Origin of the sequence: Algibacter amylolyticus (assembly GCF_014202225.1) — a bacterium.
Lineage (GTDB): Bacteria > Bacteroidota > Bacteroidia > Flavobacteriales > Flavobacteriaceae > Algibacter_B > Algibacter_B amylolyticus.
Window position 1 is genome coordinate 367,129 of sequence record NZ_JACHGE010000003.1, and the last position, 19,275, is coordinate 386,403.

Consider the following 19,275-nt stretch of genomic DNA (forward strand, 5'->3'; position numbering starts at 1 on the left):
TTAAAGGATGGTAACCCGAACCTTCTTCTTTTTTAAACGTGAATTGTTAAGTTTGTTTACTAAATCGTCCGCTTTAGCTAATGGAATTGCTACAAAAGCACAATCTTGCTTGAGTTCAATAGTCCCTAATTCGTCCTTATTGATACCGCCTTGTTTAAAAAACAAGCCAGCAATATCACCTTTAGATATTTTATCTTTTCGGCCGCCAGAAATAAATAAGGTTTCCCAGTATTGAGGTTTTACTGGGGCTTTCTTATTAATATTAATACCTTTAACATCTTGAATAAATTCAGGAAGACGTTGGTCTTGCCATTTTAAAATATAAGCTGTTCCCTTAGAAGTCATTCTTGCAGTTCTTCCATTTCTATGAATAAACTCTTCTTCATGACGTGGCAATTCATAATGAATAATATAGCTCAATTCCGGAATATCAATCCCTCGTGCTGCTAAATCTGTGGCTAACAACACTTGCGATGTTCCGTTTCTAAATGTAATTAGCGAACGTTCTCTTTCCTTTTGCTCCATGCCTCCAGAAAAACTACTATATCTAATTTTATTACGCTTTAAAAAGTTTGCAACAACATCAATACTATCTCTTAAATTACAGAAAATAATACCCTGTTCGTTACCAATATGCTGTAGCAAACCTAATAGCGTTTTAAGCTTGTTTTGGTCTGGTGAAATCACTGTTTTAATAGTTAGTTTTGAAGCTACCTTTTCTTTTAAATAGTTTATAGTGATAGGTTTATCCATTCTTACAAAACCAGGAATCTTAACACCTTGAGTAGCAGAAGTTAAAATACGCTTATTTAAACTAGGAATTTGACCAATTAAGGCTTTCATTTCATCTTCAAAACCATCCTCTAACGACTTATCGAACTCATCTAAAACAAGTGTTTTTATACTTGATTTATCAAAACGATTAGCATCAAAATGATCTAACAAACGGCCTGGTGTTCCTATTAAAATTGCAGGGTTATGTTTTATTTCTATTTTGTCTTTAGACATGGGTCTGCCACCATAAACAGCATTAACTTTGTATCCAGATCCCATTGAACGAATAACCTGTTCTATTTGAATGGCTAACTCTCTAGAAGGTACAATTATTAAAGCTTGAATTTCTTCAGATTCTGGATTTAAACTCTGTAATAATGGCAATGAAAAGGCTAAAGTTTTTCCTGTTCCGGTTGGCGACAATAAAATAGTGTTGGTGGCTTCTAAAATTATTGGAACCGCCTCTTCCTGCATAGGATTAAGCGCTTCTATATTTAATTTCTGCAAGATATCCTCTTGATTTTTAATACTATTTGCCATAATAATTTACGTGTGTTAATGCATTCTAATTTTTATAATACCTACCAATTCTAGTGAGTTTTACTCATTTTTATGAGAGAAATTTGTAACTAAAATTAGTTTTCAATTTTAATCTGTCTTGATATAATTTCGATAAAAATCGGAATCACTAGAACTGACGGACAAAACTATATTATTAATTAAAATACATAATTCTATTTCTTTTTACCCTTTTTAGGATCATCTGATTTTGGTAGCACAGAACCAGTTTCCGCTAAATAATTTGCTAATATCTTATCCACCAATTCCTCTTTTGTTAAATGATGAAAAATGGTTTTTATTTTAGATTTAAAATCTTCCGAAACTTCACGATTTGGCTTGGTTTTAAATATTTTTTTAGCCCAAATTAAGCCGTTATTCTCTTCGATGCTTTGTGCATCTGCTTTAACAAACTCATTAAATGTAATACCTAATTCGTTTTCAAATTCCGGTATATCTTCAATTTCATCTTGCTGAATAATACTTAAAGAAAGTCCTTTAGCACCTGCCCTAGCCGTTCGCCCGCTTCTATGCACATAGGCTTCATAGGTATCTGGTAAATGATAATTTACAACGTATTCCACATCTTTAACATCAATACCACGAGCAGCCAAATCTGTAGCTACTAAAATATCAATATAGCCTTCCCTAAATTGCCCCATTATACGATCGCGAATACCCTGGGTTAAACTACCGTGTATAGCACCAGATGAGAACTTGTTTATAGCTAGTTTTTTAGCCAACTTATTTACAGCAGCCTTAGTTTTACAAAATATAATACCACGCTGTCCTTCTTTTGAGTTTAAAAAATGAAGTAAAACCTCTAATTTCTCAATAGGTTCTACAACCACAAATTGATGATCGATTCCTTGATGCCCAAGCGTTGCCATATCTGCTTCTATTTGCACCACGTGTTTGGACATGTAATTTTGCACCAATTGCTTAATAGCTCCTGGCATAGTTGCAGTAAATAATAATGTTCTGCGTGTTTTAGGGATGTCTTTTATAATAACATCTACTTCCTTTTTTAAGGCACTTATCATTTCGTCGGCCTCATCTAATACTAAATAGTTTATACTTTTAATATTTATGGCGCCACGCTGCATTAAATCCACCAAACGCCCTGGCGTTGCCACGACAATATGAGTAGGTGTTTTTAATCGTTCTATTTGCGGTTTAATAGGAATACCACCGCAAACCGATGCTATTTCTAGTTCCGGACTATGCGCCGAAAACGCTAATAAGTTATTATATATTTGCTGCCCCAGCTCTCTTGTAGGCGCTAATATTAGCCCTTGTACGCTATTGTTTGTTGTATCGATAAGTTGTAATAATGGCAAACCAAAAGCTGCGGTTTTACCCGTTCCTGTTTTGGCTAAAACTACAACATCTTCTTTTTGATTTAGAACCGTAGGAATGGTTTTTACTTGGATGTCTGTTGGAACAGATATTTGTAAATCTGCTAGCCCTTCTTGTAACTGTGCGTTAATACCTAAATCGGAAAAGTTTTTTGACATAAAAATAATTTTGACAAAGGTAAGTATTAACCTTTAGTTGAAGTATTTATTAATGATCTATGATTTTAAATATTTATAGGCTAATTATAGATATCACAATAAATATCAAATACTGAGGACAAACTTCTATTAGCGAACGTAATAGACATGTTAATTGTATAAATTAAACAAAGAAAATATACTTGTAAATTATAAAAAAAGAATCAACAAATCGCGACGCTAGATAACCAAAAAAAAAATAGTCCGACGTAATAACTACGCGGACCTCAATGATTAGCTAATTTCTATTTTGTTTTTCTATTATTTTTTAAATTCTATTTACTAATTAGATGAGTATATATTAAAACAACATAAAAACTATTATAGCATAACTAGTTAAAACTTAATTTAGGCTGTGATAAAAAATTTTTGAACAAACCACCGGTTTCTATGGTTTTAATGAGTTTATTTTGATGGAACACTTCTGTGTTTCGTTCGCCATTTTTATACCAAACACATTCCAAATAACAATTATAATCTACCACACCTAATACAGCATCTCTTTTGGGTACATATTTTATGACTTGCATTTTTGGAGCTGTAAGCCTTCCTCTAATTTTTACCCAATCGCCAGATTTAAATTTTCTTTGCATACCATTAAATTTTAAAAATTAAACAATTAGTAATAGAGAGGAGACCGATTGCGGTCTCCTTCCATACACTTGTTACTTGAATCTAAAATTTTAGTGACTACATTACGAAATCTTAATGCTTCGGGCAGGTTTCTGTTTAGCTTCTTCTTTTTTAGGCAGAAGAATACTTAAAATACCTTCCTTGTAGGTTGCATTAATTTTTTCGTCGTTTACACTTTCTGGGAGTGTAAATGTTCTTTTAAAAGAAGAATAACCAAATTCTCTACGCGTATAATTTTCTCCTTTCTGTTCACTTTCCTTTTGGGTTTCTGTAGAAATTGATAATACCTTGTCATCTATATCAATTTGGAAATCTGATTTTTTAAGTCCCGGAACTGCCATTTCTACAGTGAAATCGTCGGCACTTTCTTTAATATTTACTTTTGGTAACGTGATACCAGTATTAAAGTTTGATGCAAATACCGATGGTAGATCTCGGTTAAAAATATCGTCTAACCAATTTGACAACGTAGGGAAGTTTTGATTTGAATTGCTGTTCGCTAAACTTCCGTTTTTAGGAACACTAACTAAATTGCTCATAATTACAAAATTTTAAATTAAACATTATTTCAAATTTGAAATCTTAATTGATTTCGATTTAAATAGAACAAAAAAAATACCAAAATGAAAAAACTGTAACTTAAGCTAAATAAGCTATTAAAATAGTGTGTTTTCCTGTCAATTTTTCAGAATATCAATCTCTAGGTTTTTAATTAAAAGTCAAATTGACATTTTGAAATTAGTAGAAACTAAAACGTAATAAAAAAAAGCCTAGGCAAATGCCAGCGCTAGGGATAGCAGTGGAAAGGCCACAGCCCGACGTTGGAGGTGCGAGAACTTGCAACCTTTCGGCTTTACTCAAGACAGCCTTCACGCCTAACCTCCTGTCCTGAGCAGACCCGAATGGTTTGGCAGACTGCCTACCGCCAGGTACGAGCACCAATAATTTAAAATTTTAGGCATAAAAAAAACCACCTATCACAGATGGTTTTGAAAGTTTTGGTAAGCTATATTTTATTTTATAACGCGCACATTGGTGGCTATTGGACCTTTAGGACTTTTCTCGATAGTGAAAGTTACTTTATTTTTTTCTCTAATCTTGTCTATAAGGTTTTTGGTATGCACAAAGATTTCGTCGCCAGAATCTTTTACGGTTATAAAGCCGTATCCTTTTTTATAATTGAAAAACTTAACCGTGCCTTCTTTTAAACTCGCTTCCTTTTTACTGCTAAATAACCTGCTTATTAAATCTTTAATCAACTTTTCTAATTTTTATTCGACTTACAATAGTCTACTTATTTTTAATTTACTAAGTCGCAAAAATAGGATAAAAAAAAGGGTTTAGAAAAAATACAGTGAATAATAGCTGTTAGTTTTTTAAATTAGAGGTAAAAGGTGTCTATATTCTTATATTTGTATACCAAATAAAGTAGATTTAAACTTGGAACAGATAAAAAAATATTTAGATCAAATTGCCACGATATCTCAAGCAGACTGGGATTTTTTTATGTCTAAATTAAAGCGTCGTGTTATCCTTAAAAAAAGCGTGTTTTTAAAACTTAACGAGGTTGAAAATCATATATCCTTTATAGAATCTGGTGTGGTACGTTTATTTATACCAAAGGAAAACCCCGAAAAAGAAATTACGTTTGGTTTTAGTTTTAAAGACCAGTTTGTAAGCGCTTACGATTCTTTTTTAACGCAAACTCCATCTGCATACCAACTACAAGCCCTTACCGAAACCACAATTGTAAGTATAACGTATAGCGATTTACAGGATGTTTATAAAACCACACAAATTGGTAATTTAATTGGCCGATTAACTGCCGAACGCCTGTTTTTACTAAAATCTAAACGCGAGCAGAACCTGTTAAACCTTACTGCCGAGGAGCGTTACATGAAGCTTTTTAAGGAGCGTCCAGAACTTTTAAAAGTAATACCTTTAAAATATATAAGCTCTTATATTGGGGTTACCGCACAGGCTTTAAGCCGAATTAGAAAACGATTATAACATGCATTTATTGATTTAGGTTCATTGTTTAAAAGACCACACGCTAGTATCTTTGTAAAAAAAAGTTATGTTAGTAGTCCTTTTTGTAATAGTACTTTGGTATGGCGGCCTATTTTTTCAGTCGTTCTTTTTGCATCGTTATGCAGCACACCAAGTATTTACCATGAGTAAAACCATGGAGCGTATCACTTTTGTATTAACCTGGATTTTTCAAGGTTCTAGCTACCTAAGCGCCTATGGATACGGTATTATGCACCGTATGCACCATGCCTATACAGATACCGATCAGGATCCACATTCGCCATCCCACGATCCTAATTTATTTGCTATGATGTGGCGTACAAAAACCATTTATCAAGACATAAATAAGGAGCGTATTGCTATAGACCAACGTTTTACCAAAAACGTACCACAATGGAAATCTTTCGATGCCTTTGCAAGTTCACGTTTTTCAAGATTACTGTGGATTGGGCTTTACATACTCTTTTTCGCCCTATTTGTAACCGCTTGGTGGCAATGGCTTTTACTACCTATTGCTTTTTTAATGGCACCAATACATGGCGTTATTATAAATTGGTTTGGGCATATTTACGGGTATGTAAATTTTAAAATGAAAAACACGAGTAAAAATCTATTCCGTTTCGATTTTTTAATGATGGGCGAAGGTTACCATAACAACCACCATAAACACGCCAACAGAGCAAATTTTGGAGTAAAATGGTACGAAATAGACATAACCTATCTTATTATTAGATTGCTAGATGCCGTTGGTTTAATACACCTTAAACCCATTCCTGTAAAAAATTAAACATTTGGGCGTTACCCTAAAAAGGGTCAGGCTTTACAGTACAAGTCCTCGCTCCTCCTACGTCGGGCTGTGGGCTTTTCCTTGCAATCCTTAACGCACTTACTTGCTATCTTTGGGGTCTGCAATAGCTTCTAGCGTGCCCGAATAAGAAATTGAATTTCTAGAGTTGCCCGATATTAGTATTTCTGCTTTTAAACTAGGGAATACAACTATTTGCGTTTTAAAATTTTCACCTTTACTTTTTGCATCAAACGTTATGCTATACGTGTTGTTTTTACCTTCAGTAACATTATAGTCTTTCATTAAGCCTACTAACTCGATCGAGCTATCGCCACCACCATAGTCTACACCCATTTGGCGCTCACCAAAATAAGGTAAATGCGACGAAATACTATCGCCTTTAATAGTCAAGAAATTATAATTACCAATTAAACTAATTACACCACCTGCATTATCTGGTCGCATAATACCTGAATTTAAAACCTGTTGCATGGCGTTGGTAATTAAAGGGTATGCCCTATCCGATTCTATTGTAAAGTTTTTACTAGCTATTAAATTATCAAAATTTTGAATATCAGCTTCCGAAAATTTAGCTGTTTTACAAGACAAAACTATTGCAAATAGTAATATTAGATATAGAAAATTTGTTTTCATTTGGAGTGTAATAAAGATACACACTAAAATTACAACAAATAAAATGAAACCAATTTTTAATTAATTTAGAATGGCATTTATGGCCGCTATCCAATCTTCCATACCCGTTTCATTAGTATGCAAAGCAACACTACCATTCCCGTAAGGTGCATAAATATTAGGGTTTGTAACCGAAAAGAAACCTACGCAAGGTGTTAGCGACGCGCTGGCCAAATGCATAACGCCATTATCGGCTGCTATAAAAATACTTGTATTATGGATAATAGCACCCATTTCTCTCAAATCTTTACTATAAAAGTGAGGTGCTTTAAAATTAATTTTAGAAATATTTTCGATAGGAAGCATTTCGATAATATTGTAATCTGGATACTCTTGTTTTAATCGTCTATAAAAGGTTTCCCACCAATCTTCCGAATAGCACTTGTCTCCCGTAGCATTAGTGTAAATACAAATGGTTTTTTTATCGTTTTTAATAATATCTTTTAAAATAGCATTACCGTTTTCTATTTCGGCATCATCAAGTTTAATGTTTAAAACAGGCATATCGGTATTTGCTTTATCCAAGCCTATTTTTGCTAAGTAATGCCTTAAATTGTAAATAGGATATTTCGAAATATGCTCGTGATCTGGATAGGTGGTTTTTATACTATCGTCAATATCGCCAAACACCTTAACTCTTGCCTTAGCCATTTGCGTTAGTAACCTTCCTGAAGATGAGTTTTTATCGGCGTTAATAACCAAATCGTATGTTTTCTTTTTAATAGAAATCCAACTTTTAGCGTATTGAAATAAGTTATTAAAAGGCTTCTTAGGTAGTTTTATAATCTTATTTATTTGGCTGTATTTTTCAAAAACAGGGTGCGCTACACCGCCTTTTACAAATAAATCTATTTCGCAGCCATCAAACGTATTTATAACCTCTTGCACAAGTGGTGTTAATAGTAATTGATTTCCTAAACGATGGTTAGGCCTTATTATTAAAACGGTTTTAATTTCAGAACTATTAATTTCACCCTTTTTAGGTTCGGTGTATGCGCTACCAATATTTTTGGTAATGCTGCGCATAATTTTTCTTCTGTAATTGTTAACTCGGGTTTTAAAACTCATGAAATAAAATGTTCAAAATAAATTGCAGTAAAATTACGAATTATAATTTCCTTGATAATTTAATGCTTCGCTATTTTTTTGCCTTTATAAATAATATTTAATACTAAACCAGCTATAATTAATGCGATACCTAATAAACTCCAAAACGTGTAAATTTCGCTAAAAAAGAATACGCCAAAAAGCAAAGTAAAAATAACCTCTAAATATTTTAGTGGTGCTACTTGAGTGGTAGTTGCTGCTTGTAGTGCTTTGGTCATATTTACTTGCCCAAAATACCCAAAAACACCTAAAGCTAATAATAAAGCCCACTCCTTTCCTACCGGCTGCACCCAATTGTTAATGGATAACAAACCACCCACAATCGTGGAAATAACTAAAAAGTAATTAACCACAACAACAGGATGATCGCCTTTACCTATTTTACTAATTATAATATAAACCAGACCAATAAAAATTGCCGAAATAAAAATTAGGGTTAAACCAAACCAATTCAATTCGGTATCGAATCCTTTTAAAATTATAACACCGGCAAATGCCATGGCAAAAAATAGCCATTGTAAGGCTTTTACTTTTTCTTTTAAAAGAAATACAGCAAAAATGGCGGCAAAAATTGGTCCCATATAGCGTAACGACACTGCGGTTCCTATAGGTAAGTATTTGGTAGACATAAAAAACAAGGTCATGGATACAACACCTACAAGGCCTCGTAAAACCAATAGTTTTCTATTGTTTCCTAAAATAGGAATTTTATTTTTTAAGAGAAAGCCAAATGTAAAAAACAAAGAGCCAATAGATCTGAAAAATACAATTTGGTAAGCACTAATGTGTGTTAAATATTTTACTGTTGCATTCATACAAGCAAAGGCCATAGTGCTTATAATCATGAATTTAATAGCTTGCTTAACGTCCAATACTTCTTAATTTAAAAAGGCGTTTCGTATTTATAAAATAAACACCAGTTAATAAAACTCCGGCTGCAATAATGGATTGTAAAGTTATTTGCTCGTCTAAAATCCACCAGCCTAAAACTAAGGCAATAATAGGATTCACATAAGTTGACGTTGCTACTTTTTCGGGAGATACTTCTTTTAAAAGATAATTGAAAGCTGTAAATGCAACAATACTTCCAAATAGAATAAGACCACCCATAGCCCATTGCACATCATTCTGCCAAACATTTGGCAACGACCAAGGTTCGTTTAAACATAAACTTACAATGCACAGCATAATACCACCAGTAAGCATTTGATATCCTGTATTTACAAAATGATTTTTTGGTAAATCAGCATTTCCAACAAAAATACTTGCATAGGCCCAACAGAGCATACATAAGAATATTAGAATCATGCCAAATATTTGCCCTTCCTTATTTATTATTTGATTTTGGCTAACTAATAAAAAGATACCTATAAAACCTAAAACAACACCAATGTAAGACATGGTTTTAATCTTTTTCCCGAGAAAAATCCGCATCATAATAAGGACAACCAAAGGCTGTGAAGAAATCTCTAAAGCAGCAAAACCACTATCTATATATTTTAAAGCCACAACCGCTAACCCGTTTCCTAGGGTTAAAAACAATAAACCTGCAATACAAGTGTTTATGAATTGCTTTTTGGTAATAGTTAAACTAATACCTAAGCTTTTTGCAATAATAAAAATGATAATACTTGCAACAAGAAACCTAACGGCTGCAAGAAAAAATGGAGGTAATTGTGAGACTGCTATTTTATTAAGCATATAGGTAGATCCCCAAATAACATATATAGCAAAAAAGGCTAAAATTATAAGAACCGTTTTACGCGATGCACTCATATTTTAGCCTTTTGTATAATGTATATTCCTAGCATTACACTAGAAAAAAAATTCTTAAATCTTTTTAACTCTAACGGCGTTCATTCCTTTTTGCCCACGTTCTAACTCGTAAGTTACCTTGTCGTTTTCCTCGATATCCTCGAGTAAACCACTAACATGCACAAAATATTTTTCTTGGTTTATACTATCTAAAATAAAACCAAAACCTTTAGAATGATCAAAGAAAGATACTTTCCCTTCTTTGTTTGCTGGCTCTTCTTCTTCTCTATCTTCTTTCTTAGGGATACCTAATTCAATACTTTCTGCTTCAACCTTTTCGCGCATTGCTGGGTCTGGCGGCGTATCTGTTAAATTTCCATTAAAATCTACATAAGCAAATTGAATTCCTTGTGGGTTTTCTTTAGCTTCAGCTTTTCTAGCGTCTTTCTTTTTTTGCTTTTCTTCTCTCTTCTTTAAGCGCTTTTTTTCTTTTTCAATTTTGTTAAATGTTACTTGCGATTTTGCCATAGTTTAAATACTCCTACTGGGTTTTAATATTAATATAGAACAAAGATACGCCTTATTTTCATGATGTTATAATATTCAGCCCATTATTAAGCTTTCACAATCGCAAATAACTTTATGACGTTAAAATAAGTCGTTAGGCGTTATAGTAAGCACTATTCCTTGGTTGAGAAATTAAAGAAAAGCATTAAAATGTAAGGTATTACATAAGGCAACTATCTATGTAAATTAGGCTGTTATCAAATGTTTTCCTTTTTAATTATTAATTATGTTCTGCCAAATTGAAAATTAATTGTCATTATCGTTTTAAAGTAAAATGTCCGTTAAATGCTCTATGTTTATCGCTAAATGTTTCTTTAAATTCTATGGTGAACCAATAATCTGAAGTTGGCATGACTTGGCCTTTAGCCTTTCCATCCCACCCTATTCCGTAAGGATTTAATTGATTTAAAAGCTTTCCGTAACGATCATAGATATAAATGTAGACATCGGTTTGAAATTCTCTTGAAATACCTTTAGGAAGCCATGTATCATTATAAGAGTCATCATTGGGTGTAAAGAATTTTGGAATACTAATTACCGAAATTCTCTCGTGTACAACACCACAGCCGTTTTTATCTCTAACATAAACAGTATGCAGTCCACCTTCTAATCTAGTAAACGCATTACTTTCTTGATATGGGCCATTTTCGCTATCTAAAGCATACTCATAGTCGCCTTCCCCTGAAACATAAACCGTTAGACTATTAATGTCTAAAGCATCTTGAATATCGATACTTTCTATTGTCGCAATATTGGAAGGTAAAACGGTTATAGCGCGGCTTTTTGAGCATCCATCTGTACTCGTAATATCGACATTATACACGCCTATTTCATTAATTTCTATAGTAGGCGTTTGCGCTCCCGTACTCCAATTGTAGATATAATTGCTAGGTGAATCGCCAATTATTCCGCTCTCTAAAGTCATAGTATCTGGATATGTATTTAAACAATAAATAACCGATTCATCGGCTTCAATATTTGGAAGATCGTTAACAATTAATAGAACCTCATCTATTCCAAAACAGCCATCTGAATTTTCTACCCGAGTATAAATAGTTTGCGAATATGGTTCTATGTTGGCATAAGTAGTGTTTAGCGGATTTTGTTGATTAAAAGCATCATTATAAGATTCGTAATACACCACTTGAGTATTTGAAGGCAATCCAAAAGTTACCTCGGTATCTGCTAGACTTAAATTAAAAGTATTAAAACCATCCTTGGAGTCTAATTCATCACAAAGCTCTAGAATAGCTGGATTAGGATCAATAAAACTGCCATTTAGGGTAAACGTAGCAGAATCAAAACATCCTGTATCTTTATCTACAACTTTTACATAAACCACTTGCGGATTTGTAGTGTTTGTAAATGGCGATGTTTGTTCTCTTACATCGTTGTCCAAATCATCTTGCGATAAGTAAAAATGCGTGGTTACGTTGTTGTTGCTATTGGTTAAATCGTCATCGTAATCGTGTAAATTAAACTGCATAATTCCATCGGCAGCGTTGTAATAATCGCATTCTGTAATTATTGTTGGTACAACTTCTGGTAAAGGCAATTCTTTAACCTCAACATTAAACGTGTCGGTACAACCCTTACTATCTATAAGCGTTACACTGTAAGTTCCCGCCGTATCTACTTCTATACTTTGAGTGGTTTCTGAAGTGCTCCATAGGTAATCATCGTAATCTGATCCAATATCTAAAACGACAGAAGTTCCGGCACAAAAAGTTGCTTCTGTAAGTGTTGGTGGTGTAATATTAATGGTTTTTATTCCGAAGGATGTAATATTATCACATTTATCTGGTGCTGAAACTCGAACATAAACTGTTTGAGCATCTGGAGTTGTGTTTTGATGCGCCGTTGGATTTGAAATCTCGTTCTGTTCTAGATTAGCATCACTTCTGGAGTTGTAATAGCGATACACTGCATTAGCTTCGGTAGATACTAAAGCTTCAAAACTTGTTAAGTCGAAAATGGTGTAGGTGTCTAAATCATCATCACAAACTTCAAGAACATCGGTAACCACATTTACTTGAGCATCTTCTCTATGGCTGACTTCAACTGAAGCTATGTAGGCACATTCTAAGCTATTTTCTACTCTAACAAACACATTATGGTTGTTATTTGGAATGGTATAGTTTCCAGAAATAGCGTCTGTTTGGGTTTCTGCATTGGTTAAAGAGGTATAATATTCGAAAGATAAACCTATAACGTTAGTAACTACCAAAGAATTTAATTCTGTTAAGTTGAAGCTATAATCACCATCAAAATCTGTGTCGCAAATTTCGTAGGTATTATTGGTAACAACTTCAAAACTACTATTAAGGGTTAATGTTGTAGAGTCAAAACATCCCGTATCGTTATCTACAACTTTTACATAAACCACTTGCGGATTTGTAGTGTTTGTAAATGGCGATGTTTGTTCTCTTACATCGTCATCCAAATCGTCCTGCGACAAGTAAAAATGCGTGGTTACGTTGTTGTTGCTATTGGTTAAATCGGCATCGTAATCGTGTAAATTAAACTGCATAATGCCATCGGCAGCGTTGTAATAATCGCATTCTGCAATAGTTGTTGGTACAACTTCTGGCAAAGGCAATTCTTTAACCTCAACATTAAAGGTGTCGGTACAACCGTTACTATCTACCAGAGTTATACTGTAGGTTCCAGCCGTATCTACCTCTATACTTTGAGTGGTTTCTGAAGTGCTCCATAGGTAATCGTCATAATCTGCACCAATATCTAAAACAACAGATGTTCCGGCACAAAAAGTAGCTTCTTTAAGTGTTGGTGGTGCAATGTGAATGGTTTTTATTCCGAAGGATGTAATATTATCGCATTTATCTGGTGCTGAAACTCGAACATAAACTGTTTGAGCATTTGGATTAATATTTTCGTGAACCGTAGGATTTAATATTTCGTTTTGCTCTAAATTAGCATCGGTTTGATTGTTATAATATCTAAACGTCGTTCCAGTTTCCGTAGTAAACAAGGTCGTAAAATCTGTTAAATCGAAAAACGCATAATTATTTAAATCATTATCACATACTTCCATGATTTCGGTAACAACTTCAACAGAAACAGACGTTTTAATACTTATAGTTACCGTGGTTATAGATTTACAACCAAACTGATTTTTTACGTGAATGTAAATGATATGATTATTACTAGGAATAGCATAATTAGAAATATTAGTAATCCCATCATCTTCCGCTTCGGCAACCGCCATACTAGTGTAGTATGTAAACTCTAAATTGGTTTGATCTTGAATAATTAAAGGATTTAAAACTGTTAAATCTAGTGTGTAAAACCCATCAAAATCGGTGTCGCAAATTTCATAAGAACTTTCAACTAGTTTAGGCGTAGCTAAAGCTTTTAGTACCACTTTACCAATGGAAAAACAGCCTGTAGCTAAATCATCAAATCTAACAAATATGTTATCAGACTCCGATGCTGTGTTGTGATTTTCGGGTGTTAAAATCAGGAAACTAGCATTTTCTGTTTCTGCACCAACTTCATCAGAATAATAACTTATGGTTAGTCCTGTGGTATCTGCCAACATATCTGGAATTGCGGTGGTTAAATCGAATTCTTCAGATAGGTTATAATCATCATCACAAGCTGTTAACTCGGTATCTTGAACCGCTACAGGAAATGTAAAATCCAATGCCATTTCAGCTATTGAGAAACAACTAGTAAACCTATTAGTAACGCGAACAAAAACACTTTGTGGTACCGATGTAATTAAGTAGTTAGATGATATGGCTCCCGAATTATTTATCGCATTACTTTCAGACCTAAAATATCTGAACGTATGATTTTCAGGGTCTGCTACAATATCACTATTACTTAAGGTTAAGTTATAGCGTTCTTCCCCATTGGTAAAATTATCGCACACGGTAACGCTAATATCTGAAACCACGGGAGCCGATTGCAAAGTAAAGTTAATGGCTCCTACGGTATTACAATCATCTGGTGCTGCTAGATTTACAAAAAGCTCTGTTGTATCTGTTATTGTAGATTCTGTAATAGGATCACTTAAAGCATTGGCATTACTTAAAGAATTATAATACGTAATAGTAACTCCGGGTTGAGACCCTAAAATTTGAGAATTAAATTGCGATAAACTCACGTTGGTTTCGATACCGTTATTTTCAAAATCGCAATACGTTATTTCATCATTTCTTATTTCGGGAACAGGCACAATAGATAAACGAATTCGAGATGTTGTATAACAGGTAGTTGCAGTGTCGTACAACCGAACATAAACTGTTGTGTTGGTAGATACCGGATGTGATGTTGGATTTGCAATTTCGTTGGCAGTGTCGCCTTGTTGTGCTTCAGCTAATGTTGGATAATAGGTAGCCGTATAGTTTAAATAATCGGGTGTAATATCGGGTAAAGCATCGTTTAAATCGAATAGCTCTTTACTATTATTATCCGTATCGCAGGCTTGAAGAGTAGCATTACTGGTGGCTACTCTTGGATGAAATGATAGAGTAATTGTCGTTTCTGTGGTACAACCATCTGGCGTTGTTACAAAAACATTAATTATGCGTGTTGGTCCTACAACGGTAAACGTAGTTGGATTATTTATGGCTGAACCATAGGTATACTCATAAGCAAATGTTGCACCAGGCTCTGTAGTAATATCGGTCTCGTATTGGGTTAAATCATGGACTTCTCTATTGTTGTAAAATTCATCGCAAATAGTATCTGTAACCGCGTTTAAAAGTATGGTAGATTGAAAATCTAATGTCACTTCTACTACGGTATAATCTTCTTCATCACCTTCAAAAACCAAAGCAATTCTTGCATAAATTACGGTTGCTGTTGTAATATTAATTTGCGTTATAGGATTAATAACAGTAGCACTATTAGCATCAGATTCTAAAACATGATAAGTAACTTCCATGTATTGTGCATCATCATAACCGGCTATTAAATCATCATCAAAATCACTTAAGGTAACCAGTTCTTCCGAATCGTTAGCGCTATCACAAACTTGAAAATCACCATTTCCGGAACCAACAAAACCAACAAACTCTAAAAGGATATCGCCTATTGTAATACAACCCGAAGCCGTATTAGTAAATACTACAAAAACTTCAGTTTCTGGATTTGTTACCGCAAAATTAGCTGGGTCTGAAACTAAACTACTTGGATCTTGAGTTTGGGCACCTGCAAGTGTATCGTAAAATTGATAAGTTATCCCTGTTAAATCGGCAACCATATCATTTACAGAATTGGTTAAATCGAAAATAGTACCCGAACTTACCTGTGTATCATTCTGCACGGTAACCCCTTCTATATAGGTGAAGTTTATTGGATAAACCTCCACACAGCCTGCACTTGTGTATGTTCGCACCCAAATACTGCTTACACTATTTAAAACATAGGTTGCAGGATCTATTGGGTTTGATGGATGCGCGGGATCGAAAGGATACAGGTTTCTATCGGCCCACGATTCATATAAATGATAACTGAAGTTAATGACTTCGGTGTTGTTAGCTTGCACATCGCTTTCATGTTGGGTTAAATCATAGATAGCTATGTTAGAACATAATGTAACTGGAATAGGTTCTACAACAGGAACTGGAAAAAGAACAATAGGAATTTCTTCTAGGTTAGGACAGGTAGCATCTGGTTGCAAAGTGAATCTAACAAAAACAGAATCGCCATTGGCCGCTGTTAAGCTTGTAATTGGAAATGCATTACTATCCGCATTATCGCGAGTAGCATGATAGGAGATATTAACTCCCGTTTGCCCTCCTATTATCTGGCTCGTGTAATTTGCAAGGTTTATAAACTCAGAATTATCATTAGCTACATCGCAAAGGGCTATTCTAGATAATTGGCTAGTTCCTAATTCTTCTAAACTTATACTTAAAGTCCCAACATCAAAACAGCCCACACCACGTTGAAGTCTTACATATATAGTTTCATCCGGATTTGTAAGTGCATAGGCATTAGGATTTAATATCGGATTATTTTCTAATCGAGCATCGGCTAAATTATTATAATAACTTAATACTAATCCGGTTTGCGTGCCTACCATTAAAGCATCGTAACTTGTTAAATCAATAATTTCGGTACCTATAACATCTACATCGCAAACTACAGTATTATTATCAATAGCAATAGGAAACAAAAGGTCAATTTCAACATCAATCGTGTCTTGTAAAACAATATCTGGACCAATACACATATCGTATGTAACGGTAGCTGTATACGTTGTTGTTTCTTCTGGACAAATAGTAATTTGATCGCCTGTTCCAATAAGCACATTACTTGCGTTTCGCCACTGTACATTTGTTACTGGCGTACCATTGGGCGAGAACCTCCAAGCTTCGTTAGTGGTGCTCCAAACACTGGTGTTCCTATCTACAGGAGTTGTAGCTACAGTTCCATCTATATTCTGAATACCAATAAGTGCGTTTTTTCGATAATCAGCCGAGGCACTAGTTTCGCAGTTTAATGGCTTTTCTGTTATGTAAACTTCTATAATATTTGAACCCTCGTATAAAACAATTTGTGAAGTCGATCGACTAACTTCGCAATTAAAATGATTTAAATTTTCGTAACTAATAACAAATGCTCTTGAAGGCGCCGTACCTATTGTGTACGTTTTTATCTCTCCACATTCATTTTCTGGTGTTCCCGGATCATCTGTACAACCAAATACATTATTATCGTTAGTTAAATCGTGGTAAGCACCAAAAATAGCGTTTGTTGGCATAGAAGCATTTGGTATACTACCAGCAAAAAATGGACTATCGGCAAGTGCTAAAGCAGTATTAAAGCTAATTATTCCATTGTCTCCTATTAACAGTTGGTTATAGCCCTCGGTGTAAAAACAAAAATCGAAAGGCATGGATAAAACGGCACTCCATTTATCATCGCCAGAAATACTAACTAAAGTTTCGTTTGTTAAGCCTGTTAAATTAGTAAAAGGAATAGCGTTTACCTCATAAGATGTAGTTTCGCTAATTACGGTGTAATTGGCTTCTAACTCGAAACACCTATCGGCATTTACAGGATAATCGCAATCTACAAAAACAGCATCTCCACCTTGGCTATCGGTAACCTCGATATAAGGCGAGTTATCTTGAGAAAATGAAAAAAAGGGAATAAAGAGCAGTACTAAAAGGGGAAATCTTAACAGCATTAAAAATTCTTTATGAGGGATAAACAATTTAATATGATAAACTACCGAAAAAACACCCATAAGTTTTACCCCTGTAAATCCTTTTCCGTTAATTGATTTTAAAATTATATAAAAAAGCACCCATGTGCAATATTACCCGTTGTAACGCATAAAAAACAAGTCACTACGTTTAGCCTTAAACCTGCCGATTCTGGATATTTTCTAAAATAAAATGAGCTAGAAAATATATAAGTACTAAAACTAGCAGATCAGTAAATGCTTTAAACTATTTACCTATTACTTTTAAAGGCCATGTAAACCAAAAACAACTACCCGACCCGTAAGTACTTTCTATACCTATTTCGCCATGGTTTAAGCTCACTATTTTTTTTACAATCGATAAACCTAAACCAGAACTATCTAATCTGCTCTCTTCATTAGCAGTCCCAAACATTTCGAAAATAACATCATGAAATTCAGGTTTTATTCCCGGACCATCATCTATAACTCCAAACTTTAAAAAATCAGCATTTAAAGAAGCTACCGTAATTTTTATTGTACCTTGATCCTTATCATGATACTTAACAGCGTTATTAACCAAGTTAATTAAAACTTGCTCCAACTGACTGTAAGAACCTGTTATAGTATGTGTAACGCTAGGATACTTAAACTGGATGTTTTCCGGAATATTGATTAATAACGGAATGTCTTTAAAAATATCTGCAGTGTTAAAAGTGGTAACACGAATGTTTCCTTCTCCAGCTCTAGAGTATTCTAAAATAGAAGTAACAAGTGCGTTCATCCTAATAGAACTTTCTTTAATCATAGAGAATATATGGCGTCCATCTTCATTAAAATCTTTAAAATAATCATCTTCAATAATTGAAATTAAGGAATCTATATTAGTTAATGGCGCTTTTAAATCATGAGAAACGATATAAGAAAACTGTTCTAACTTAGCATTAGATTCTGTTAGTTTTAAGGTTTTATCTTCCAACTCTTTTAAATGTGTATTACTCTCTTTTGTAAACACATAAAACATACAAAAGACAACAACAAACATTAAAAAATCATTTATTACTCTAATTAAATAATTGTAATGTTCCGGTAAATAAAAAACAGGTTCGAACTTAGTAAAATGAAACTCTAAATAAATCCATAACACAATGGGTAGCAAGGATAAAATAGTTCTTAAGTTTTTATTATCTCCTTTTATAAAAATAAGAGGTAAGCCAATTAATGATACTAAAAAATATTGATAATGTAATTTTGAACCCAGCAGTATTGCAGTAGTAAAAACCATTATAAAGTTAGAAGCTATATAGTTTATTATAGCAATTTTAAATAGTCTTTTAAAATTTAAAATTAAAGTTGTGCTCGATGTTATAAATGGTATAACTACAACTAAAATTATTAAATTTGGCCAGCTGAAAAGAACTCCATATATTATAAAAGATATAGAGATTGAAAACGTTATTAAGGACATCATATTTACTATCCTAACCCTTTTAATCCAATCTGGATTTAAGGTAGAATTGATGCCTATATTTAATATATTACTTAACAATTTTTAAGTTTTAAGCCAACATTTTATCCTGAATAAATGCATATTTAAACGGACTACGAAGATAGAAGAAATTTCAGGTATGTTAATAGAAATATTCCTA

General features: G+C 33.7%; 14 protein-coding genes. 2 read left to right on the forward strand and 12 right to left on the reverse strand.

Annotated elements, in window-relative coordinates:
* The 5 genes from HNQ90_RS09270 to HNQ90_RS09290 all read right to left on the reverse strand — a co-directional run bounded on the left by HNQ90_RS09270 (position 1) and on the right by HNQ90_RS09290 (position 4,780).
* Positions 1-1,314 (reverse strand): DEAD/DEAH box helicase, encoded by a 1,314-nt coding sequence (locus HNQ90_RS09270; protein ID WP_144117981.1) that lies wholly within the window; start codon positions 1,312-1,314, stop codon positions 1-3.
* Between the two features lie 194 nt (positions 1,315-1,508).
* Positions 1,509-2,849: a DEAD/DEAH box helicase gene (locus HNQ90_RS09275; protein ID WP_144117982.1), complete on the reverse strand. Its 1,341-nt coding sequence runs from the start codon at positions 2,847-2,849 to the stop codon at positions 1,509-1,511.
* Positions 2,850-3,220: 371 nt separating this feature from the next.
* Entirely contained in the window at positions 3,221-3,481 is a 261-nt protein-coding gene (locus HNQ90_RS09280; RefSeq protein WP_144117983.1) for a YodC family protein, read from the reverse strand.
* 102 nt (positions 3,482-3,583) lie between these two features.
* On the reverse strand, positions 3,584-4,060 hold the full coding sequence (locus HNQ90_RS09285) for an Hsp20/alpha crystallin family protein (RefSeq protein ID WP_144117984.1): 477 nt from the start codon (positions 4,058-4,060) through the stop codon (positions 3,584-3,586).
* Positions 4,061-4,534: 474 nt separating this feature from the next.
* The gene (locus HNQ90_RS09290) at positions 4,535-4,780 is read right to left on the reverse strand and encodes a cold-shock protein (RefSeq protein WP_144117985.1); all 246 of its coding nucleotides are present in this window, start codon (positions 4,778-4,780) and stop codon (positions 4,535-4,537) included.
* Positions 4,781-4,961: 181 nt separating this feature from the next.
* Between HNQ90_RS09290 and HNQ90_RS09295 the strand changes: the two genes are divergently transcribed.
* Both HNQ90_RS09295 and HNQ90_RS09300 read left to right on the forward strand, forming a co-directional pair.
* Positions 4,962-5,531, forward strand: coding sequence for a Crp/Fnr family transcriptional regulator (locus tag HNQ90_RS09295; RefSeq protein WP_144117986.1), 570 nt, complete (start codon positions 4,962-4,964; stop codon positions 5,529-5,531).
* Positions 5,532-5,598: 67 nt separating this feature from the next.
* Positions 5,599-6,339, forward strand: coding sequence for an acyl-CoA desaturase (locus tag HNQ90_RS09300; RefSeq protein WP_144117987.1), 741 nt, complete (start codon positions 5,599-5,601; stop codon positions 6,337-6,339).
* Positions 6,340-6,438: 99 nt separating this feature from the next.
* On the opposite strand, the gene HNQ90_RS09305 is transcribed toward HNQ90_RS09300, so the two are convergent.
* From HNQ90_RS09305 to HNQ90_RS09335, 7 genes are all read right to left on the reverse strand, one after another.
* Positions 6,439-6,993: a DUF4251 domain-containing protein gene (locus HNQ90_RS09305; protein WP_144117988.1), complete on the reverse strand. Its 555-nt coding sequence runs from the start codon at positions 6,991-6,993 to the stop codon at positions 6,439-6,441.
* Positions 6,994-7,053: 60 nt separating this feature from the next.
* On the reverse strand, positions 7,054-8,058 hold the full coding sequence (locus tag HNQ90_RS09310; RefSeq protein WP_241678402.1) for a glycosyltransferase family 9 protein: 1,005 nt from the start codon (positions 8,056-8,058) through the stop codon (positions 7,054-7,056).
* 101 nt (positions 8,059-8,159) lie between these two features.
* Complete coding sequence (locus HNQ90_RS09315; RefSeq protein WP_144118047.1) at positions 8,160-8,984, reverse strand: DMT family transporter; 825 nt, start codon at positions 8,982-8,984, stop codon at positions 8,160-8,162.
* 16 nt (positions 8,985-9,000) lie between these two features.
* Complete coding sequence (locus HNQ90_RS09320) at positions 9,001-9,915, reverse strand: EamA family transporter (protein ID WP_144117990.1); 915 nt, start codon at positions 9,913-9,915, stop codon at positions 9,001-9,003.
* Positions 9,916-9,969: 54 nt separating this feature from the next.
* Positions 9,970-10,422, reverse strand: coding sequence for a cold-shock protein (locus tag HNQ90_RS09325; RefSeq protein WP_144117991.1), 453 nt, complete (start codon positions 10,420-10,422; stop codon positions 9,970-9,972).
* 295 nt (positions 10,423-10,717) lie between these two features.
* A complete protein-coding gene (locus HNQ90_RS09330) occupies positions 10,718-17,629 on the reverse strand; it encodes a T9SS type B sorting domain-containing protein (protein ID WP_172625925.1) in 6,912 nt (2,303 codons plus the stop codon).
* A 265-nt stretch (positions 17,630-17,894) separates the two neighbouring features.
* The gene (locus HNQ90_RS09335) at positions 17,895-19,175 is read right to left on the reverse strand and encodes a sensor histidine kinase (RefSeq protein ID WP_144117993.1); all 1,281 of its coding nucleotides are present in this window, start codon (positions 19,173-19,175) and stop codon (positions 17,895-17,897) included.
* Positions 19,176-19,275: the final 100 nt, after the last annotated feature.